Source organism: Pseudomonas sp. CROZ-RG-20F-R04-15 (assembly GCF_022662375.1).
Classification (GTDB): domain Bacteria; phylum Pseudomonadota; class Gammaproteobacteria; order Pseudomonadales; family Pseudomonadaceae; genus Aquipseudomonas.
Map to the genome: position 1 here is coordinate 13,365 of NZ_JAKNQL010000012.1, position 23,093 is coordinate 36,457.

The window sequence follows — 23,093 nt, forward strand, 5'->3', positions numbered from 1 at the left end:
CGCGCCGCGATCAGGCGACGCGCCGGCCATCAATTGATCTGGAATGGATAAACCGCGCCCAGTTTAAGGATTTGCGTCAGTTCATCCAGTGCCGTCCGGCATTCAAGCAGCAATTGCGGATCCGCCAGATCGGTTTCGCTCAGGCGGTCGCGGTAGTGCTTTTCAACCCATGCGGTCAACGAACCGTACAACGGTGGCGTCATGATAACCCCTGGGTTGACGGCCGCCAGTTCGGTTTCGTTAAGCGCGACACGAAGACGCAGACACGCTGGGCCACCGCCGTTCTGCATGCTTTGCTTGAGGTCGAAGACTTTCACCTCGCGGATCAGACCGCCGGAGCTGGTCAGGCTTTGCAGGTAAGCCCAGACGCGTTCGTTGGCCTGGCACTCTTGCGGCACGATCAACAGCATCGAACCGTCAGGACGCGACAGCAACTGGCTGTTGAACAGGTAGGAGCGCACCGCGTCATCAACGGTCACCGCCGAACGCGGCACACACACCGACTGGAAGTTGCCGCCCACCTTGGCCAGTTTGCTTTGCAGTTCGGCCAGCATCGACTCGGTGTCGAGGAATGCATCCTCGTGATAGAACAGCACCTCGCCGTTACCTACAGCGATCACGTCGTTGTGGAACACGCCCTGGTCGATCACGTTCGGGTTCTGCTGAGCGTAAACCACGCCTTCATCACGCAGACCGTGCAGACGTGCAACGGCTTGCGAGGCTTCGAGGGTCTGGCGCGCCGGGTATTTCTGCGGCGCCGGGAAACGATTGTCGAAAGCACTGCGACCGAACACAAAGAACTCGACGCCCGCCTCGCCATATTCACGACAGAACCGCGTGTGGTTGGCCGCGCCTTCGTCGCCGAATTGCGCCACGGCCGGCAACGCGGCGTGATGGGCGAAGTGTTGCTGATTAGCGAACATCGCGCCGAGCACGCGACTGGTGGTCGGGTGCTCGATGCTGCGGTGATATTTGCAGTTGAGGTTGGCAGCGGTGAAATGCACGCGACCGTCAGCGGTGTCGGCACTCGGGCTGACCGTGGCGGCGTTGGCCACCCACATGCTCGACGCCGAGCAACTGGCGACCAGCAGCGGCATGGCTTCTTTGGCGGCGCGCTCGATCACCTGAGCGTCGGTGCCACTGAAACCCAGACGGCGCAGAGCGGCCACGTCCGGACGTTCCTGCGGCGCCAGCACACCTTGCTGAAAGCCCATTTCCATCAGCGCTTTCATTTTCGCCAGACCTTGCAGCGCCGCTTCCTTCGGGTTCGAGGATTGCTGGCTGTTGCTCTGGGAGGCAACGTTGCCGTAGGACAGACCACCGTAGTTATGGGTCGGCCCCACTAGACCGTCAAAATTGACTTCATAGGATTTCATCAGCGAGGCTCCACGAGAATCTGTTGTTATAGGCTTCAGTAACTATTCTTTGCGACCGGGGCGCGGCCTTCGCGAGCAGGCTCGCTCCCACAGGGATCTTCATCGTACTTGTGGGAGCGAGCCTGCTCGCGAATGGGCATCACGCCATTTTCACGCCGGGTGTCAGAGAGGCTGGCAACACCAGGCTCGGTGTTTCCAGCGACGCCACCGGGTACGCGCAGTAATCCGCTGCGTAATAGGCACTGGCGCGATGGTTGCCCGAGGCACCCACACCACCAAACGGCGCGCTGCTCGCAGCACCGGTCAGCTGTTTGTTCCAGTTGACGATGCCGGCACGGCTTTCCAGCCAGAACTGCTGATAACGCGCTTCGGAATCCGACAGCAAACCAGCAGCAAGCCCGTAAGCGGTGTTGTTGGCTTCAACGATCGCTGCTTCAAAATCAACGTAGCGGATCACTTGCAGCAACGGGCCGAACAGTTCTTCGTCCGGACGCTCAGCGACCGCAGTGACATCAACGATGCCCGGCGTCAGCAACGCCGCTTGCGCCTGCGGCTGAGTCATCGCCAGTAGCGAAACCGCGCCGTTAGCCAATAGATGTGCTTGAGCGTCCATCAGCGCTTTCGCCGCGCCGAGGGAAATCACCGAGCCCATGAACGGCGCCGGTTGCTGATCGAACGCGCCGACCTCAATAGTCGCGCTGACTTCAACCAGACGCTTCAACAGGCTGTCGCCCCATGCGCCTTGCGGCACCAGCAGACGGCGTGCACAAGTGCAGCGCTGACCGGCCGAGATGAACGCCGACTGAATAATCGTGTAAACCGCTGCATCCAGATCCGCCACCTGATCAACCACCAGCGGATTGTTGCCGCCCATTTCCAGCGCGAGAATCTTGTCCGGACGACCGGCGAACTGCTGGTGCAGGTGATTGCCGGTGCGGCTCGAACCGGTGAAGAACAGACCATCGATGCCCGGGTTCGCTGCCAGTGCGATGCCGGTTTCGCGAGCGCCTTGCAGCAGGTTCAAAACGCCTGCCGGCAGACCGGCTTCGATCCAGCACTTGACCGTCAGCTCGGCGACTTTCGGGGTCAGTTCGCTTGGCTTGAACAGCACACTGTTACCGGCCAGCAACGCCGGCACGATATGGCCGTTCGGCAAGTGGCCGGGGAAGTTGTAAGGGCCGAACACCGCAACCACGCCGTGTGGCTTGTGGCGCAATACGGCGGTGGCGTCGCCCAGCGGGCCGCTCTTCTCGCCGGTACGCTCGCGGTAGCTCTGCACCGAGATCGCGATCTTGTTGACCATGCTGGTCACTTCGGTCGCCGATTCCCACAGCGGCTTGCCGGTCTCTTCACCGATGGTGCGAGCCAGTTCGTCAGCGTGGCTTTTCAGCGCGGTGGCGAACGCTTCAAGCACCGTGATGCGCTCGTCCAGCGTACGACGCGCCCAACCTGGAAACGCCTGACGCGCAGCCTGCACAGCCGACTCGACCTGAGCAGCCGTGGCGCCCTCCCCCGACCACAGCACTTGCTGGGTCACCGGGTTCAGCGATTGAAACGCCTCGCCCTGACCGGCCAGCCACTCACCTGCGATGTATAGCGAATTCATTATTTCGACTCCCGTGCAGCGGACAACGCTACGGCGCGCACTTGGTCGCCAGCGTTGAGTTGAAGACGTTTGGCGGTCTGCGGATCAACCACCAGCGTGCCGGCAGCGAGACGCGCCGGTGCAGCGGTGATGCGGCAGTCTTCGCGCTTGCGGTTATGGATGATGAACGGCGTGGCGTCATCGCCCGGTGTGCCGATGGCCAGCACCAGCGCTTCGCTGTCACGCACCGCGCGGATCTTGCCGGTTTCGCATTCGATCGCAGGGCCGGCGTCGAAGATGTCGACGTAACCCTGATAGCTGAAACCTTCGCCCTTGAGCATCGCCAGAGCCGGCTCGGTGTCCGGGTGAACCTGGCCGATGACCTGGCGCGCGCCTTCGGAGAGGAAGCAGGTGTACAGCGGGAATTTCGGCATCAGTTCAGCGATGAACGCCTTGTTGCCGACACCGGTGAGGTAATCGGCCTGACTGAATTCCATTTTGAAGAAGTGCCGACCGAGGCTTTCCCAGAACGGCGAACGTCCGGCGTCATCGGAGACACCGCGCATCTCGGCAATGATCTTGTTGCCGAACAGTTCAGGGAATTCAGCAATGAACAGCATCCGCGCCTTTGACAGCATGCGACCGTTCAGTCCGCTGCGGTAATCGGCGTGCAGGAACAGCGAGCACAACTCGGAATTACCGGTCAGGTCGTTGGCCAGAAACAGCGTCGGAATCTCGCGATAGATGTTCAGCTCTTGCGAAGCGCTGACAGTCAGGCCGACACGGAAGTTGTACCAAGGCTCACGCATGCCGACGGCGCCAGCAATGGCGGAAATCCCCACCACGCGACCGTCGTCATCTTCGAGCACGAACAGGTAGTCCGCATCGCCACGGCCGGCTTCACCGCGAAAGGTCTTCTCGGCCCAGCCGACCCGGTGGGCCAGACGTTCTTCGTTGGCCGGCAACGTGGTCAGGCCGGTGCCGGTGCTGCGGGCCAGGTCGATCAGAGCGGCTAAATCGCTGCTGCGTACGGGACGAACAATCATGCTATCTCCTCAAACGGGCCGCCTTCGCCACCCGTGAAACTCGCTAAGGCGTTAAACCGCCACCAGGCGCACGCTGGCACCTTCACCGACGCCCAGGGCTTCGGCTGCTTCCAGATCCAGAGTCACCGGTTTGCCCGGCGCGTAATCCAGCTCCAGCAGTACCGCGCGGTAATCCTGCAACTGCGCATTGGCAACCAGATACTGGCGCCCGGCACCTTTCACCGGCTCGCCGATCTTCACCGGCACCACGCGGCTCTGGGCGATCGAACGGATCCCCGAAACGCGCGCATGCAGGGTCGGGCCGCCGTCGAAAATGTCGATGTAATGATCGGTCTCGAAGCCTTCGCGCATCAGGATGTCGAAGGTGATCTGCGCACGCGGGTGCACCTGGCCCATCGCCTCTTGGGCGGAATCCGGCAGCAGCGGCACGTAGATCGGGTAATGCGGCATCAACTCGGCAAGGAACGTGCGGCTTTTCAGCCCGCACAGGCGTTCGGCTTCGGCGTAGTTGAGGTCGAAGAAGTTGCGCCCGATCGCGTCCCAGAATGGCGAGTCGCCGTTCTCGTCGCTGTAACCGACGATCTCGGTGACCACCGAATCAGCGAAGCGCTCCGGGTGGCTGGCAACGAACAACAAACGGCCACGGGAGTTGAGTTCGGACCACGGCGAACCGACCAGCTCGCGTTGCACATAGAAACTGGTCAGCAAGCTGTTGCCGGTCAGGTCGTGGCACTGCGAAAGCACGTGGATCTTGTTGTGAATCTTCAGCTCGCGCGAAGCGTGCACGAAGGTCTCATTGCGGAAGCTGTAGAACGGCTCCGAGTAACCGGCCGAGGCGACAATCGCCGAGCAGCCGACCAGTTTGCCGGTGGTGGAATCTTCGAGGACGAAGAAATAGCTTTCTTCACCGTTGAAGCTCACTTCGGCGGCAAACGAAGCTTCGCTCGCCGCGATCTTGTCGCTCAGACGTTCCACGTCATCCGGCAAGGAGGTGACACCAATCGGGCTGTCCGCAGCCAGACGCTGTACCTCGCCCAGATCAGCCATTTGCGCGGGGCGCATCACCAGCATGGTGTCACTCCTTTCTCTTATCAATTCACAGAAAAAAACACCGGACACTGTGGGAGCGAGCTTGCTCGCGAAAGCGGTGTATCAGTCACCATAGATGGCGACTGAAACTCCCTCTTCGCGAGCAAGCTCGCTCCCACAATGAATCTCACCGGCATCAAAAATTGGGTTCGACGCCTGAAAAACTCCAGGCGCCGAAGGGTCTATCAGGCTTGCGTCAGTGCTGCGGCAGCGCGCTCGAAACGATCCAGACCGGCATCGATATCGGCGTCTTCCACCACCAGGCTCGGGGCGAAGCGGATCACGTCCGGGCCGGCTTGCAGAATCATCAGGCCTTCTTTTTCCGCGGCGTTGAAGATGTCCTTGGCCTTGCCTTTCCAGGCATCGTTCAGTACGCAACCGATCAGCAGACCGAGGCCACGCACCTGAGTGAACAGGCCGTATTTCTCGCCGATCTGCTCGAGGCGCGCCTTGAACTTGTCGTGCTTGGCGTTCACGCCGTTCAACACTTCCGGGGTGTTGATCACATCGATCACCGCTTCCGCGACCGCACACGCCAGCGGGTTACCGCCGTACGTGGTGCCGTGAGTGCCGACGACCAGATGTTTGGCCAGCGCTTCGGTGGTCAGCATCGCCGCGATCGGGAAACCGCCGCCCAGGCTCTTGGCGCTGGTGAGGATGTCCGGGGTCACGCCGTAATGCTGGTAGGCGAACAGCTTGCCGCTGCGGCCCATGCCGGTCTGCACTTCGTCGAACACCAGCAGCGCGTTGTTCGCGTCGCACAGTTCGCGGGCACCTTGCAGGTAAGCCAGCTCGGCCGGCAGTACGCCGCCCTCGCCCTGGATCGGTTCCAGCACGACCGCGCAGGTCTTGTCGGAAACAGCGGCTTTCAGCGCGGCCAGGTCGTTGTAAGGCACGTGGGTGATGCCGGTGATTTTCGGGCCGAAACCGTCGGAGTACTTCGACTGGCCACCGACGTTGACGGTGAACAGGGTTCGGCCGTGGAAGCTGTTCAGCGCGGCAATGATTTCGTACTTCTCGTTGCCGAAACGGTCGAACGCAACGCGACGGGCCAGCTTGAACGCGGCCTCGTTGGCTTCAGCGCCGGAGTTGCAGAAGAACACGCGCTCGGCGAACGTGGCGTCGATCAGCTTGTGCGCCAGGCGCAGAGCCGGTTCGTTGGTGAACACGTTGGACACGTGCCACAGCTTGTTCGCTTGCTCGGTCAGTGCACCGACCAGCGCCGGGTGCGCGTGGCCCAATACGTTAACGGCAATCCCGCCGGCGAAGTCGATCAGCTCGCGGCCGGCCTGATCCCAGACACGGGAACCGGCGCCACGCACCGGTATAAAAGCGGCAGGCGCGTAGTTGGGAACCATTACCTGGTCGAAATCGGCGCGTTGTACCGCAGCGTGCTCAACGGACATCGGAGTCTCCTGATGAGGGCCACCCGCCTGAAACTGGCGAGCGATGGGGGGATTGTAAGGACAGTTTTCTGCCCGGCCTTGTCGCCAAGCGACAACTTCTTATAGCGCAAACCCCGGATTTTCACGGGTTTACGGCAATGCGACAAATAGCGTCGCAAAGGCGCAGTTTAACTGCCGCCGCCGATTTGCGGCAGGCACCAGAGGATATCAACTGAAGCTCGCTGCACAGGTATATATATGTACCGCACCTCGATCGCCCTTTGCTGATTTGCTGGGCATTCCTTTCAACGCCCAAGGAATGGCCAATGAACTTGCCCGAAGGACAACAACCGGCAGCACCGCCCGACACCAACGGTGCCCAACACCCTGACGATCATTACCTGCCACTGAAGAACGCAATCCCCGATTGGCTGGGCAATGCTTCAGTCGCCCGCCGCGAGGCGCTCAAGCGTATTTCGCCGCAGCTCTCGGCCCCCGTGCAATCTGCGCCCGCCACGCAACACGCAGAGATGAAAAACCTCAATGCCGCCCACATGGCCGCACAAAGCGAGGTCGATAAAGGCCTTGAAGACCTGCAAGACGCCAGCGCCTTCGCCGAGCCGCTGCTCCAGGCGGAACTGAAACAATGTTTCGATCTGGATCTGGATGTCAGAAACACTTTTGTCCGCCTGTACATTCCCGTCACCACGCCGGGGTTTGCGATAAGCACAGGCGCGCGCGTCTGGTCCGTTTCGCTGCTGGATGCCGCGCTGCATAACTTCGAGGAAAAGGAAACCTACGCGGCAGCCTTCGAAACCACATCGACCTACACCGCCCGCCCGTCCTCCACAGGCCAGTTCGAAACGCTGCCCTCGATCAAAGCCAAACTGAGCATTCCGGCTTTTGCCCAGTTGTGCCGACGGCTGGATATCGGCGCGCAGTACAAGAAAAAACTCGAAGACACGCTGGGTTTTACCGACTCGACAGTGAAGTCAGCACTGCGAAAAAAAATAGACGCCAGTGCCAAAGCCGCCATGAAAGCCGCTCTACAATGGGCGCGAATGAACCGGGACATATCGGAAAACTACTTTCGTCTGGTTGAAGCGATGCTCGACGGGATGGGCGGCCTCTATGTCCAGGGCGCGCCGATACGCAACCACGACATGACCATGCTCGGCGCGTCGCTCACCGGTATTATCGTGTTTGCCCCGGATCTGTATGTGTCTCGCAGCGCCGCCCGCGTGGTGGCCTACGTTCCGGATGATCCCGAGCACCCTTTCAAGGAATATGCCTCATCGGCCGACATGGTGGTTGAGCTGACACGGCAACTGCGTTCGAAGGATTACCAGCAATTCTTCAGTCGATTCGTCAATCACGATCAACGCGGGGCTTTCTTCAGCACGCTGAACAGTCGACTCACGCGGATCAAGTGGCACCCCCACGAGCCGGGCAACGCGCTGCCCGCATGGCGTGAAGCGCCGGTCGAGCGCCCCGATCTGCAGTCGGGGCTCGAGCCGTTCGCTGACGATCTGTGGCAGCACCTCTACCAGACCCGACTGAACAAGATCATCAATGACGCCCAGGTCATTGCCGTTCCCACCGCGTCGGTGGACCAGAAAGCGCGCTGGGCCTTCTGGGATTCGGTGGTCAACATCATCAGCACGATTGCGCAAACTGCCGCACTGGTCGTCGCGCCATTCGTTCCGGTTCTGGGCGAAGCGATGATGGCGTACATGGCCTATCAGTTTCTCGACGAAGCGTTCGAAGGCATCATCGAATGGGCGCAGGGGCGCAAAACCGAAGCGTTCGAACACCTGATGGGCACCGTCGAATCACTGGTCCAGCTCGGCACGTTCGCCGTCGGCGGGGCGATTGGCGCTGCCGAGTTTCGCAAGCTATTGCCCAAGGAGATTGTCGCGTTCATCGACCGTTTCAAACCCGTGCAACTGGCCAACGAGCAAACCCGCTATTGGGACCCGAACCTCGCCCGTTACCAACACACGAGCCTTCCTGAAACCGGCTCAAAAGCCAATGCACTTGGCCTGCATCAATATCAGGGCAAGCAGCTGTTGCCTCTCGACGATGCACACTTCGCCGTCAACGAAAGCCCGATCCCCGGCCAATACCGTATCGAACACCCGACGCGCGCCGACGCCTATCAACCCGTTGTGCGACACAACGGTGACGGCGCCTGGCACACCGAATTCGAGCAACCACTGGAGTGGGACGGCGCCACCGCACTGCAACGCATCGGGCCTTCCGTAGAGTCGTTTTCCCCCGCCGAGCGCGAGACGATTCTGCAAGTCAGTGGCGTCAACGAAGATGCCTTGCGCAAAATGCATGCGGATCAGCAAACCCTGCCCCCGCTGCTGGCCGACAGCATCCAGCGCTTCAAGATCGATCAGGAACTGCAACGCCTGAGCGACCAACTCGATAGCCGTGAAGCGCAAGAATACCTGCGCGCCGATCCCGTCACGCAGCTGCAACTGCTGACGGATCATGGTCGCTGGCCACGCAGCCAGCGTCTGCGTTTCATCGATCAACAGGGCGAGCTGATCTGGCAGTCCTCCACTGACGAAACCCTGCCGCTGACCGAGCTTCGCCAAGAGCCCGACGGCGATGTGCTGAAGACACTGCTGGGCGCCCTGGACGAGCAGCAAACCAAAAACCTGCTCGCAGAGCCGTTCGGCGGGCCGACGCCTTCGGTGCAACTGCGCAGCCAGACGCTGCGCCAACAATTGGCCCACCTCAGCAGACGCCATCGCAGCACGCTGTTCGAGTCGCGTTATCAGGCACTGCAGCGCATCGACGATCCACTCGCACAACAACTGGCACAACATCAACCCGGCTTGCCGGCCAGCGTCACCCGCGAACTGCTCGACACCGCCACCGGCAGTGAACTGCATCAGATCAATGACGGACAACTGCCAGCGCGCCAGCACGAACTCATGCAACTGGCCAGCCAGGAAGTGCGCGTCAACCGGGCGTACGAAGGGCTGCAACTGAAGGCCATCAACAATCCCGATTCCGATTCCCTGGCGATGCACAGCCTCAAGCTATTGCCTGGCTGGAGCGGCGATGTGCGTATCGAGATCCGCGACGCACGTTACGAAGGAGCGGTGCTCGACCGCATCGGACGCGACGATGCGCCCGCACACAAAGTGCTGGTTCGTCAGCACGACGGCCGCTATCAACCCTACGACGATCGCGGTCAGGAACTGCATTCGGCCACTGACTTCTACTCCAGCCTGTTATATGCATTGCCGGACGGTGAGCGCCAAAGCCTGAACCTGCAGATCGGCGCGGCTGACGCACTGAAAGCGGCGATCCGCGAGCGCACACTGGAGCGCAATGAGCTGCGCACCGTGCTGTTCGATGCACCGATTCGCCAGTCTGGTGTGGACACGTTGCGTCTGGCCGGCTTCGCGGATGAACGACCGACACCGGCACGGCAGCGTGAAAACCCCGACTTTTTTGAAGCGGGCGAACTCAGTGCGATCGGCATCGTAAACCAGGACAACCTGGCCACGATGGGCCACCGAATCATCAGCCCCGAGGAGCGGGTGCAGGCACTCTATCGAGGCCTCTCCAGCGAAGAAGCGCGGAACTTCGTCGCGACCTTTCAAAATGACACGGCGGCACTCAACGCTGATCTGGCCCGGCGCCACATCGAGTACACCAAACTCAGTGACGACCTGCGCCGATGGGAAATCGACGTCCCCGCCAACCATCCGCAAAATGGTCAGCCGCTGACCTACATCGAGCGCCGGGCTGCCCTGCAGAATCGCGCCTTGTTCAGAGATGCGCTGCTGCGTTGCTGGCGCCGACAAAACCGTGGCCCTGCCGGATACATGTTGCAGATTGCGCAACCGATACTGGGCGACTTGCCTGCACTGGAGGCGGATTTCAGCCACGTCGCCATGCTGTCGATCAATGGCAGCGTAGAAACCAGAGCAGTGGATGCGTTCATGCAACGCTTCCCGTCGCTGCTGTACCTGGATGCGCAAAACCTTAGCCTGCCGAGCCTGCCCCAGTCTTTCGCGGCCATGCCGCAATTACGCCAGTTGATCTTGCGCAATTGTGGCATCAACCACTCGGCGGCCAACCAGGCAGTGCTTGCCTCACTGGCAAAACTTTCATTGCTGGATCTGCGGGGCAATGCATTGGGTACGCCTCCCGAGATCAGCGCCTTACCTTCGCTGCGTTACCTCAATCTATCGAAAACGGGTATCGCTAGCGTGCCGGCCAATCTGCTTGATCACCCGCGATTGATCAGTAGCAATTTCGATGGCAACCGGATCACGGAAATACCGGATGCCTTTTTCGACCTGGCCAGCTCGCTCAGCGATGGTTACGGTTTTGCTGACAACCCGCTGTCGGCCGCCACGCGGGAGAAAGTAAAAACGTTCTATAACCACACGGGCAAGCAGTTCGGGGTACGCCCGGAGACTGCGGATGTTTCGCGCGCCACGACGTTGTTTCCTGAACTGAATACCGACCAGGCCAGTGAGATGCTGTATCGACTCCCCGGGAGCTGGGTTGAAGGTCGGGCCCAGCTCGCTCGCTGGGAAACCGAGCTCACCACACTGCAGACTCAACTCGGTGAATGGGTCACTCAAGTTCCTGCGCTCGACCCCGTGTTCAAACGGCCATTGACGCTGGAAGAACAGGTACTGCAGCGCAATGCCAGGGACGCGTTCCGGCAAAAACTGGAACAGTTCTGGCGCTCCAGATCGGTGACCGCCAGAGACAGCGAGCTGACAGCAACGCTGGAGTTCATCGGCGATCTGCCGGTACTCAGCGCCAACTTCGACCACGCCACCCGACTGACACTGGTGGGCAATAAAAACATCACGGCGACACTGCCGTTCATCCAGCGTTTTCAGAATCTGACCACGCTGGAACTGCACGCCTTCGACCTGGAACCGGTCGCGCTTGCACAGATCACGATGCCCAACCTCAGCACATTGGAGCTCAACGATTGCGGCGTGGTATTGACCCCGGAAAATCAGGCAACCCTGGTTTCACTCAATCATTTGCGTACGCTGGATTTAAGCAACAACCCATTGGGCACCTTCCCCAACCTCAACCTCCTGCCGGATCTGACCTACCTCGATCTGTCCAACTGCGGCATCAATGCGGTGCCCGACGGGACGACCAGCCATCTGAATCTGACCACAGCAATTTTCAGCGATAACCGCATTACTGAAATTCCCGATGCATTGTTTGCGTATCCGGCCCATCGAAGTGACGGCTTCGATTTTTCCGACAACCCCCTGTCGCCCGCCACACGCAACAAGGTCAAGAGCTACTACCGACACACGGGCCAAGACTTCAACGTACGAGCCGAGGATGCCGATATTGCCCTGATGCGCCAACTGTTCCCGTCCCTCGACGAGCAAGCGGCCAGTGACGGGATCTACGATTTGCCCGGCACCCTGGCCGACAGCCGCACTAAACTGGTCACATGGCGGACTGAACTCAATCAGTTGAGGTCGGACCTGACTTTGTGGGCGCCACAGGTGCCAAGCGTTCACCCTGTCACAGGACAACCCCTTTCGGCGATCGAGCTGTTCGACCAGTACGCCACCCGATCCGAGTTCGGGCAACGCCTGGAACGGTTCTGGCGCCACAGGTCAGGCGATTCAAACATGCGCGCGGACCTTTTCGAGTCAGACCTGCGATTCTTCGGTGACTTTCCCCAACTGACCGCTGACTTCACTCACGTTTCAAATTTGAAGCTCAAAGGCAACGCCGCCATTGCTGCACCGGACGGGTTCATCAGGTTGTTCGTCAACATCCGCGATCTGGACTTGCAAGCGTTCCCGCTGGGTGAAATCCCCCAGGTCGTAACCCAACTGCCAGAGCTGGCAGAACTCACGCTGAGGGACTGCGGGGTGACACTTACTCCTGCTGATCAGAACATCCTCGACACGTTGAGCGACCTCGAACTTCTTGATCTGAGTGATAACCCGCTAACAGTGATACCCGACCTTGAGAGATTCCCGGCCCTGCATGACATTTTGCTGACCAATACCGGTATCACGGCAGTGCCCAATGGCGTCGCCAATCACCCGAAGCTAAAAAACGCCTTGTTCAACGGCAACCGCATCACCGATCTGCCCGAAGCGTTTTTCAACCTCGACCTGGATCTTGCCGACGGCCTCAACCTGACGGACAACCCACTGTCCATGGCAACCCGCGACGGTATCAAAACCTACTATGTCGAGAATGGGCGCAGCTTTGACGTCATGCCCGACGCCAGCGATCTGGACAGCGCGCAGAGGTTGTTTCCGCAGTTGGACAGGGACGATGCCTGCCACATGATCTATCACCTGCCGGGCACACTGCAGGCGGGCACAGCACAATTGCTGCACTGGGAAACGGAGATCAACCAGATGATCAGCGATTTGAGTGCCTGGTCCGAACGCGCACTGATGCGCAACCCCGCGACCGGCGAATACTGGGACGCCTCTGCGCGAGCGACAGAACAGACAAGGAAGAGACAGTTCAGCCAGCAACTGGAGATATTCTGGCGCAGCAGGAATGTCGACAAGACTGAGTTGAGGCTGAACACGTTTGATATCGACGCACCTTTTGCCGATAACCTGCCAGCGCTAACGGCCGATTTCAGTCACGTTGTGCGCGTGTCCATCCGGGGCGGTCAGGCCTTGAATGCCCCTGACGCTTTTCTCTCGTGCTTCAGCGGCCTGCAGGCGCTGGACATGAGCAATTTCGCGCTGGGCCGCCTGCCTCGTGCACTGACACTCATGCCGACCCTCGAAACACTGACGCTGAGCAGTTGCGCGATTGTATTCGACGCGGCAGGGCAAGCCACACTGACGGCGATCAGCCAACTGAAACAGCTGGATCTTTACAACAACCCTTTGGGCACAACGCCGGACGTCAGCTCATTGCTCGCGTTGACGGAACTGGAACTCAGTCGCACCGGCATCACCGAGGTGCCGGCCGGCGTTGGCCGGTTGCCTCAGCTGCGCGGCGCTTTCCTCAACGAAAACGCCATTGTGGAGTTGCCGCAAGACATGAGCGGGTTTGCCGCAAACGGCGTTGTCCTGAGGGCCAATCCGCTATCCACTGCCGCCAGAGAGCGGATCAAAACCTACTACCAGTCCAGCTATCAGACCCTCGGGGTTGCGCCTGACCGGGCGGACATCGACCTGACACAGGCGCTGTATCCCGACATCAGCGAAACCGATGCCGGTCATCTGATCTATGGTCTGCCGGGCACACTGGTCGAGGGGCGGGTTGAATTGCTGCGGCGCCAGAGCGATCTCACCACGCTGCTCGACACGCTCGACGTGTGGACGAAGGAGGTGCCACGTGACCCGGTGACCGGTGCGAACCTTGAAGGCGAAGCGCTACGCCAGGAACATACCCGGCGCACGGATTTCAGCAATCAACTGGAACAACGCTTGCGCCTGGCGCCGACACGCCTGGCCCCGATTGACGTCACACTGGATATAGCGTTTACCGGCGAGCTGCCGGCATTGAGCGGTCGCTTCGAACAGGTCAGCCAACTGAAATTGACCAGCACCGCCCAGGTGCACCCACGGGTCGAGCGTCTGCTTGAGCTGTTTCCAGACCTGAGCGAACTGGACATCGGCGCCTATCAACTCAACGAAATCCCCCCGCCGGTGTTCAGCATGAACAACCTGACCAGCCTGAAATTGCGCCGTTGCCGTATCGTTCTGACGGAGCAAAGCGCGAATGCGCTGGCTGCCATGACCAACCTTCGCGTGCTGGATTTAAAGCACAACCCGCTGGGGCGTGCGCCGGATCTGCGAAACCTGCAGGCGTGTCATTCACTGCATCTTGGCGACACCGGACTGACTGAACTGCCCACCGGCCTGTTTGATCTGCCGCAGTTGACGTACGCCGATCTTTCCGCAAATGCCATTACCGAGCTGCCCTTCCCGCTGCCCTTTTCCGCAGAGGGCAGAGCCGTCACCTATGACTTCAGTGACAATCCGTTAAGCCCGAACAGTCAGCAGAGCCTGGCCACTTACAATGAGGCCAATGAACTACGACTGCTCAAGGCGCGAGAAGCCCAGAGCGGAATCCACCAGGAACTCGACGACTTCGAGGATTCAAACTTTTCCGATGGCGAAGAACAACCCTAAGCACGTGACCACTGGTTAGCGTCAGCTAACCGGTACTCAGCCGCGCTCGGGCGGCACTGACGACAATTCGAACGGACTGCTGCTGCGCCGCTGGTTGCGATCTTCCCGCGGCGTGGCACCGAAGAAGTTGCGATAGGCGCTGGAGAAATGCGGCCCCGAGGAGAAGCCACACGACAAGCCGATCTGGATGATCGACTTGCTGGTTTGCATCAACATCTGCCGGGCCTTGTTCAGGCGCAGTTCCAGGTAGTACTGGCTCGGCACACGGTTGAGGTATTGCTTGAAGATCCGTTCCAACTGACGACGCGACACGCAGACGTGCTGGGCGATTTCGTCAGTGGTCAGCGGCTCTTCGATGTTGGCTTCCATCAGCAACACCGCTTGGGTGAGCTTCGGATGGCTGGAGCCGAGACGGTTCTGCAACGGGATGCGTTGACGCTCGCCGCCTTCGCGGATGCGTTCGACCACCAGCTCTTCCGAAACTGCACCGGCCAGTTCCGCACCGTGATCGCGAGCCAGTACCGCCAGCAACAGATCAAGAACGGACATGCCGCCACACGCGGTCAAGCGATCGCGATCCCAATCGAACAGATGACTGGTGGCGATGACTTTCGGGAAGCGTTCAGCGAAATCGTCCTGCCAGCGCCAGTGCACCGCCGCGCGATAACCGTCGAGCAAACCGAGTTGCGCCAACGGATAAACACCTGCGGACAAACCGCCGATGACCGTACCGGCACGCACCAGTTGCTTGAGCCCGCTGCTGAGGGCCGGGGCCAACGTGGTCGGCGGCTCGTCAGCGAGCAGGAACAGTTTCTGGAAGTTTTCGAGCTTGCCGGTCCAGGCCTCACCGGGCAATTGCCAGGCGCCTTCGGCCCCGGTTCCTGTAACGGCTTCGGCCTGCAGGAACGACAATTCGTAAACCACGTCCGGGTGCACACGCTGAGCAACACGCAAGGCTTCCTCCGCCAGCGCCAGCGTCAACGCTTTAGTGCTGGGCCAAATCAGGAAACCAATTCGATGGGCAGTCATGGGCGGGCAATCCGAAACGAAGAACAGTGATGAAGGCAAGGGCCAATGCTAGCCCGAAAATGAACACAAATCTTGAAACTGCAAGAGATCCATTGTGGGAGCGAGCCTGCTCGCGAAAGCGGTGTATCAGTCAACATCGTTGCTATCTGAACAACCGCTTTCGCGAGCAGGCTCGCTCCCACAGGGATTTCGGTCAGTCTCTAGGTCGCGAAGCATGACCTAATCTGGTGCATAACGGCAGCGATTACTTGAGGCTGCCCGAGAGGAATTGTTGCAAACGTTCAGATTGCGGATTAACCAGCACTTCACGCGGGTTGCCGCTTTCTTCAACAACGCCTTTGTGCAGGAACACCAACTGGTTCGACACTTCACGGGCGAAACCCATTTCGTGTGTCACCACAACCATGGTGCGACCTTCCTGAGCCAGCGCTTGCATCACCTTCAGCACGTCGCCCACCAGTTCCGGGTCGAGCGCCGACGTCGGTTCGTCGAACAGCATCACTTCAGGCTCCATCGCCAGCGCACGGGCGATCGCCACACGCTGCTGCTCGCCACCGGACATGTGCCCCGGGAACGCATCTTTACGATGGGCCACGCCGACCTTGTTCAGGTAGTGCTCGGCTTTCTCGCGGGCTTCAGCCTTGGACACGCCGAGTACATGCACCGGCGCTTCCATGATGTTTTCCAGCGCAGTCATGTGCGACCACAGGTTGAAATGCTGGAACACCATCGACAGGCGCGAACGCATGCGTTGCAGCTGTTTCGGATCAGCGGCTTTCAGCGCGCCGTCCTTGTTCGCCACCAGTTTCAGCTCTTCGTTGTTGAGCAGAATCTTGCCCGCGTGCGGCTGCTCGAGCAGGTTGATGCAGCGCAGGAAAGTACTTTTGCCGGAGCCACTGGAGCCGATGATGCTGATCACATCGCCGGCTGCCGCTTTCAGGGACACGCCCTTGAGCACTTCGTGACTGCCATAGCGTTTATGCAGGTCTTGGACTTCAAGTTTGTACATGCGGTCGGTTCTCACAAAAACAGTCAGTCAGTCGTTGAGCAAGCGCCCGTGACGCAGCGCTTCGCGCCCCGCCACCTTGGCCAGCCAGAAACCGGGTTGGGCATAACGCAGCCGTTCAATGGCAAACAGCACCCCGGAGGTACCAGCACACACCGTGCTGACCCGATCGGACAGAGGATCAATCACTTCAAAAATCTCGTCGCCCGCCTCGACCCATTCGCCGGGTTTGCGCAGAAAACTCACCACGCCCGGATGCGGCGCGAACAGCAACTCGGTGCCTTCGAACGGCATGCCTTCGCACGCGTCATGCGCCGGGTTCGGCCACTCGCCGGTGAGCAAACCTTGCTCGGCGAGGAACGCGAGAATGCCTTCAGCATACGCTTCAGCTTCAGCGCGACCGGTGTCGGCCTGACCGCCCAATTCGATTGTCGTCGCCAGACACGCCAGCGGAATCTGCGCATCGGGGAACTGCCGCGACAGACGCAACCACGGCAGCGAACAGGCTTCATCAAACGAGCTGCCACCGGAATCTTCCGCCAGCAATCCGACCTTCACATTCAGGTGCGCTGCCAGCGAACGCCACTGCGGCCAGTGCTGCGGCAACGCATACATGTGCAGCGCAGCTTCGGCATCGCAGTGCAGATCGAGCACCACATCAGCGGTGCAGGCGTGGCCGAGCAACACACGCTGCATGCCTTGCAACTGGCTGCTCGCCTCCGGCAATGCCGCCAGGTGATCGGCCATGGCCTGACGGATCAGGCGCACATTGGCGTGCGGATCATCACCGAGACTGTCAGCCAAAGCGGCCGCAACCGGCGCGCTCAGCTCAACGAAATCACGGTTGAAATTCTTGCCGCTGCCCGCCTCGAAACGGCCCTGGTGATTGCCTTGCAGCAATTGCCCGAGGCCCAACGGGTTAGCGACCGGTACCAGCTCGATGACACCGTTGAGCAAACCTTTGGCTTCGAGTTCGCCGAGGCGCTTTTTCAGCTCCCAAGCGGTGCGCATGCCCGGCAATTCATCAGCGTGCAGGCTGGCCTGAATGTAGGCCTTGCGCTCGCCGTGGCCGAAGCGGAACACGGCAATCTTGCGCTCGCTGCCCAGGTGGCTCCACGGCAATACGTGGTCGATGCGTTCCATATCAGTGCTTCCGCGGGGCCAGGTAGCTCAACCAGCGACGCTCGGCCAGTTTGAACAGTTTGACCAGAATGAACGTCAGGCACAGGTAGAACACGCCAGCGGTGATGTACGCCTCGAACGGCAGATAGAACTGCGCGTTGACCGTACGCGCCGCGCCAGTGATATCGATCAAAGTCACGATGGAGGCCAGACTGGTGGTCTGTAGCATCATGATCACTTCGTTGCTGTACTGCGGCAGTGCCCGGCGCAGGGCCGATGGCAGCAGAATGCGTTTGTACAGTTTGAAGCGCGACATGCCCATGGCCTTGGCCGCTTCGATCTCACCGTTCGGCGTGGCCTTGAGGCTGCCGGCGATGATTTCAGCGGTATAGGCGCTGGTGTTGACCGCAAAGGCCAGGCACGCACAGAACGTTGCACTGGACAGCCACGGCCACAAGAAGCTTTCGCGAACCGCTTCGAACTGCGCCAGACCGTAGTAGATCAGGAACAGCTGAACCAGCATCGGCGTGCCACGGATCACGTAGGTGTAAAGCCACGCGGCGCCGTTGACGACCGGGTTCTTCGAAACGCGCATCAGCCCCAGCGGCAGGGCCGCGAGCAGACCGAAAAACAGCGACAGCGCGAGCAGTTTGAGGGTGGTCAGCAGGCCGCCGAGGTACAGCGGCATGGCCTCCCAAATGACGTTGTAGTCGAAGATCATAGATCAGCCGCCCTTACGCCTACCGAGTAGCGCTTCTCAAGTTGACGCAGGATCAGCAACGAAACACTGGTGATGACCAGGTACATCGCCGCCACTGCGAGGAAGAAGGTGAAAGGCTCGCGAGTGGCATCTGCCGCCTGCTTGGCCTTGAACATCATGTCTTGCAGACCGACCACGGAAATCAGTGCGGTCGCCTTGGTGAGTACCAGCCAGTTGTTGGTGAAGCCCGGAATCGCCAGACGAATCATCTGCGGCACCATCACCCGGAAGAACACCTGAAAACTGCTCATGCCGTACGCCATGCCGGCTTCGGCCTGACCTTTTGGGATCGCCATGAACGCGCCACGGAAGGTTTCCGACAGGTACGCACCGAAGATGAAACCGAGGGTGCCGATACCGGCGGCCAATGGATTCAGATCGATGTAGTCGTCATAGCCGAGCATCGGTGCGACGCGGTTGAGCAAGTCCTGACCGCCGTAAAAGATCAGCAGGATCAGCACCAGATCGGGAATCCCGCGGATCACCGTGGAATACAGATCGCCCAGCCAGGCCAGCCAGCGCACCGGCGACAGGCGCAACGCGACACCGATCAGCCCGAGAACGATGGCCAGAGCCATGGACGACAAGGCGAGCTGAAGCGTCAGCCATGCGCCATCGAGGATGACAGCCCCGTAGCCTTTCAACATGATTCAGGTCCTCGAAAGTTGGGATGAAAAAATGGCGCAAACCGCAGAGATCCTGTTGCTTGCGCCATTTCGGACTTGTCGCAGAGACGTGTTACTTGCCGTAGATATCGAAGGCGAAGTACTTGTCCTGGATTGCCTTGTATTTGCCATTTTCGCGGATGGCCGCGATGGCTGCGTTGATCTTGTCTTTCAGGGCATCGCCCTTACGGACTGCGATACCTACGCCGTCGCCGAAGTATTTGACGTCGGTGAACGCCGGGCCTGCGAAGGCGAAGCCCTTGCCTGCGTCGGTGTTGAGGAAGCCATCTTGCAGCAGGGTGGCGTCAGCCACGGTACCGTCGAGACGACCAGCGGCCACGTCGAGGTAGATTTCGTTCTGCGAGCCGTACGGCTTGATCTCGGCACCCAGTGGCGCGAGAACTTCGCGGGCGAAACGCTCGTGGATCGAACCACGTTGTACGCCGATGTTTTTGCCCTTCAGCTCAGCCAGGTTTTCGCTGACCTGAGTGCCGGCCTTCATCACCAGACGGGCCGGGGTGTTGTAGTACTTGTTGGTGAAGTCGACCGACTTCTTGCGATCTTCAGTGATCGACATCGACGACAGGATCGCGTCGATCTTGCGCACTTTCAGTGCCGGGATCAGACCGTCGAACTCTTGCTCGACCCACACGCACTTGACCTGCATCTGCTCGCACAGAGCGTTGCCGATGTCGTAGTCGAAACCAACGATGCTGCCATCCGGCGCTTTCGAAGCGAACGGAGGGTAAGCCGCTTCGATACCGATCTTCAGAGGTTTTTCGTCAGCGAAGGCATTCAGCGACAGCACGGACAGTGCCAGGGCGCCAAGCAGCACAAGTTTCTTCATCTCGGGACTCCATCGGTAAAGGGCAAAAACGGCAGAGTGAGCGACAGCCCAATATGCGAATGGGTGAATCGGGAAATCGGTTGCTACATCGGTAGGAAATTTCCCATTGAAACCGTCAGAGATTTCAACGTCAGCCACGATGAGCGAGTGATCGGCATTCTAACGACAGGCCGGAAGCCGATATTTCCTCAATGCGACAACTAATTACAGATGCACAGAGAAAGCGACTTTGGCACATTGACAGCCCTGCAATTTCATGCAGGAGCGAAAGACAGTGAACCGATCCATGTTGCAAATTGCGGGCCTATTATTCGCAAACCCTTCTAATCCGGCAAGCGCAGCGTTGTGTCTTATTTTTCACCGGGGGTTTCGAGGCTCTAAAACGGGGAGATGCGTTTCTCTTTGCCCCGTCGCGGGGCGGACGGTTACACATTCGGTTACGTGGAAGACGTGAGGTAACAGCGGGAAATGTCTTACGGGGGAGATCGATAATTATTGGTTGAGAGGCTGATCGTTCCCACGCTCCGCGTGGGAATGCCTCCCTCGACGCTCTGCGTCGGCTTCTGGGACGCAGAGCGTCCCTTGCTGCATTCCCACGCAGAGCGTGGGAACGATCAATCTGCATTTTGTCTGAAGGACTCGGTCAAACTGTGGGAGCGAGCCTGCTCGCGAAGAGGCCAGCCTAAACACCACAAAACCTCCAGACACAAAAAAGCCCCGCCCGGCATACACCGGACAGGGCTTCCTTTTCAGACCTGCTACTTAAGCAACATTCATGGTCTTGTGCGTATCAATCAAATGCTGCACCACACCCGGATCTGCCAGCGTCGAGATATCCCCCAACCCGTCATATTCCGCCGTGGCAATCTTGCGCAGAATGCGGCGCATGATCTTGCCCGAACGCGTCTTCGGCAGCCCCGGTGCCCACTGGATCACGTCCGGCGAAGCAATCGGCCCGATCTCTTTACGCACCCAGTTTTTCAGCTCCAGACGCAATTGCTCGGTCGGCTCCTCGCCATTCGTCAACGTGACATAGACATAAATGCCCTGCCCCTTGATGTCATGCGGCACACCCACCACCGCCGCTTCAGCGACTTTCGGATGCGCAACCATCGCGCTCTCGATCTCCGCCGTACCCATACGGTGACCGGACACGTTGAGCACGTCATCGACACGCCCGGTGATCCAGTAGTAACCATCGGCGTCACGGCGCGCGCCGTCACCGGTGAAATACATGCCACGGAAGGTCTTGAAGTAGGTATCAACGAAACGATCGTGATCGCCGTACAGCGTGCGCGCCTGACCTGGCCAGGAATCGAGAATCACCAGATTGCCTTCAGCCTCGCCCTCGATGATGTTACCGAGGTTGTCGACCAGCGCCGGCACCACACCAAAGAACGGACGTGCCGCCGAACCCGGTTTCAGCGCGTGCGCACCCGGCAACGGGCTCATCATGTTGCCGCCAGTCTCGGTCTGCCACCAGGTATCGACGATCGGGCAACGCGACTTGCCGACATTCTTGTAGTACCAGTCCCAGGCTTCCGGGTTGATCGGCTCGCCGACCGAACCGAGCAGACGCAGGCTGCTGCCATCCGCGCCTTCAACGGCGGCCTGACCCGACGCCATCATTGCGCGGATTGCGGTCGGTGCGGTGTAGAGGATGTTGACCTTGTGCTTGTCGACGATTTTCGCCACCCGGGTGATGTCCGGGTAGTTCGGCACGCCTTCGAACAGCAGCGTGGTCGCGCCATTGGCCAGCGGGCCGTAGACGATGTAGCTGTGGCCGGTGACCCAGCCGACGTCGGCGGTGCACCAGTAAACCTCGCCCGGACGGTAGTCGAACACGCGCTCGTGGGTCATCGCCGCGTACAGCAGATACCCGCCAGTGGTGTGCTGCACGCCCTTCGGCTTGCCGGTGGAGCCTGAGGTATAAAGGATGAACAGCGCTTCTTCGGCGCCCATCTCTTTCGGCGCGCAGACGGTGCCCGCCACTTTCATCAGGTCTTCGTACCAGATGTCGCGATGCTGGTTCCACTTGATGTCGCCACCGGTGCGCTTGCAGACGATGACTTTCTGGATGCTGCTGGTTTCCGGGTTGGTCAGTGCGTCGTCGACGTTGGCCTTGAGGGAAATTTTCTTGCCGGCACGAATACCCTCGTCAGCGGTGATCACCACTTTCGATTTGCAGTCGATGATGCGACCGGCCAGGGCTTCCGGCGAGAAACCGCCGAACACCACCGAGTGAATCGCGCCGATCCGGGTGCAGGCCAGCATGGCGACCACGGCTTCGGGAATCATCGGCATATAAATGGTCACCACGTCGCCGCGGTGTACGTCCTGACCACGCAGGGCGTTGGCGAGTTTGCACACTTGCTCGTGCAGTTCGCGGTAAGTGATGTTGCGGCTTTCGGAAGGATCGTCGCCCTCCCAGATGATCGCGACTTGATCGCCGCGCTCGGCCAGATGACGGTCGAGGCAGTTGTAGGAAACGTTGAGGGTGCCGTCGGCAAACCACTTGATGTCGACATGGTGATCGTCGAACGACGTCTGTTTCACCGTGGTGAAAGGTTTGATCCAGTCGAGACGCTGAGCTTGCTCGCGCCAGAAGCCGTCAGGGTTGACGACCGACTGCTGGTACATGGCTTTGTAGGTCGCCTCGTCAGTCAGCGTGTTAGCCAGAACCTCGGGACGAACGGGATACAGAGAAGCCGCACTCATCTTTCCTACCTCGGTGTAATAGTTGTTTTTGTATGACCCTGTTGTAACGGGGCGGGGGCCATAGAACCATTCGACGATGGTAGTAACAAGCCCCTACAAATCCTCCACCTACCCCGTTTACTTGCTAGACACCAACCTCCAAAACACCCCCGAACCCTGTGGGAGCTTGCCTGCAAGCGAATCAGACAACTCGGTCCCACAGACAAAACACCCGGTTATCAATCCCCATCTCAAGGGATTGTTACCAAATCCGCCAAAGGTGTTTATCAAAACCCGCTCTGTTTACCCCCGCCCTACCTCCCTAAAATCCACCTCGCCGACAAG

At 59.7% G+C, this 23,093-nt stretch carries 13 protein-coding genes; 1 reads left to right on the forward strand and 12 read right to left on the reverse strand.

What is annotated here, in order from left to right; all coding sequences use genetic code 11:
• Positions 1-29: 29 nt before the first annotated feature.
• The 5 genes from astB to L8H52_RS18375 all read right to left on the reverse strand — a co-directional run bounded on the left by astB (position 30) and on the right by L8H52_RS18375 (position 6,502).
• Positions 30-1,376: an N-succinylarginine dihydrolase gene (gene astB, locus L8H52_RS18355; protein WP_016983957.1), complete on the reverse strand. Its 1,347-nt coding sequence runs from the start codon at positions 1,374-1,376 to the stop codon at positions 30-32.
• A 139-nt stretch (positions 1,377-1,515) separates the two neighbouring features.
• Complete coding sequence (gene astD, locus L8H52_RS18360; protein WP_242208275.1) at positions 1,516-2,985, reverse strand: succinylglutamate-semialdehyde dehydrogenase; 1,470 nt, start codon at positions 2,983-2,985, stop codon at positions 1,516-1,518.
• Positions 2,982-4,007 (reverse strand): arginine N-succinyltransferase, encoded by a 1,026-nt coding sequence (gene astA, locus L8H52_RS18365; protein WP_242208264.1) that lies wholly within the window; start codon positions 4,005-4,007, stop codon positions 2,982-2,984. The genes astD and astA overlap by 4 nt, the downstream gene beginning before the upstream one ends.
• Positions 4,008-4,058: 51 nt before the next feature.
• Complete coding sequence (gene aruF / locus L8H52_RS18370) at positions 4,059-5,078, reverse strand: arginine/ornithine succinyltransferase subunit alpha (RefSeq protein WP_007919353.1); 1,020 nt, start codon at positions 5,076-5,078, stop codon at positions 4,059-4,061.
• 203 nt (positions 5,079-5,281) lie between these two features.
• Positions 5,282-6,502, reverse strand: coding sequence for an aspartate aminotransferase family protein (locus tag L8H52_RS18375; protein ID WP_242208263.1), 1,221 nt, complete (start codon positions 6,500-6,502; stop codon positions 5,282-5,284).
• A 305-nt stretch (positions 6,503-6,807) separates the two neighbouring features.
• Here L8H52_RS18375 and L8H52_RS18380 point away from each other — a divergent pair, with 305 nt between their 5' ends.
• Positions 6,808-14,622: a DUF6543 domain-containing protein gene (locus L8H52_RS18380; protein ID WP_242208262.1), complete on the forward strand. Its 7,815-nt coding sequence runs from the start codon at positions 6,808-6,810 to the stop codon at positions 14,620-14,622.
• Between the two features lie 36 nt (positions 14,623-14,658).
• Here the strand turns inward: L8H52_RS18380 and L8H52_RS18385 are convergent, their stop codons facing one another.
• The 7 genes from L8H52_RS18385 to acs all read right to left on the reverse strand — a co-directional run bounded on the left by L8H52_RS18385 (position 14,659) and on the right by acs (position 22,769).
• The gene (locus L8H52_RS18385) at positions 14,659-15,651 is read right to left on the reverse strand and encodes a GlxA family transcriptional regulator (RefSeq protein WP_242208261.1); all 993 of its coding nucleotides are present in this window, start codon (positions 15,649-15,651) and stop codon (positions 14,659-14,661) included.
• 244 nt (positions 15,652-15,895) lie between these two features.
• On the reverse strand, positions 15,896-16,660 hold the full coding sequence (locus L8H52_RS18390) for an ATP-binding cassette domain-containing protein (protein ID WP_003227281.1): 765 nt from the start codon (positions 16,658-16,660) through the stop codon (positions 15,896-15,898).
• Positions 16,661-16,687: 27 nt separating this feature from the next.
• Positions 16,688-17,800 carry a M14 family metallopeptidase gene (locus L8H52_RS18395; RefSeq protein WP_242208260.1) on the reverse strand — a complete coding sequence of 371 codons (1,113 nt, stop codon included), beginning with the start codon at positions 17,798-17,800 and terminating at the stop codon, positions 16,688-16,690.
• Position 17,801: 1 nt separating this feature from the next.
• On the reverse strand, positions 17,802-18,500 hold the full coding sequence (locus L8H52_RS18400; RefSeq protein WP_007912703.1) for an ABC transporter permease: 699 nt from the start codon (positions 18,498-18,500) through the stop codon (positions 17,802-17,804).
• The gene (locus L8H52_RS18405) at positions 18,497-19,186 is read right to left on the reverse strand and encodes an ABC transporter permease (protein ID WP_007912702.1); all 690 of its coding nucleotides are present in this window, start codon (positions 19,184-19,186) and stop codon (positions 18,497-18,499) included. Before L8H52_RS18405 ends, L8H52_RS18400 begins: the two co-directional genes overlap by 4 nt.
• A gap of 91 nt (positions 19,187-19,277) precedes the next feature.
• Positions 19,278-20,051, reverse strand: coding sequence for an ABC transporter substrate-binding protein (locus L8H52_RS18410; protein WP_242208259.1), 774 nt, complete (start codon positions 20,049-20,051; stop codon positions 19,278-19,280).
• A gap of 762 nt (positions 20,052-20,813) precedes the next feature.
• A complete protein-coding gene (gene acs / locus L8H52_RS18415; protein WP_242208258.1) occupies positions 20,814-22,769 on the reverse strand; it encodes an acetate--CoA ligase in 1,956 nt (651 codons plus the stop codon).
• Positions 22,770-23,093: the final 324 nt, after the last annotated feature.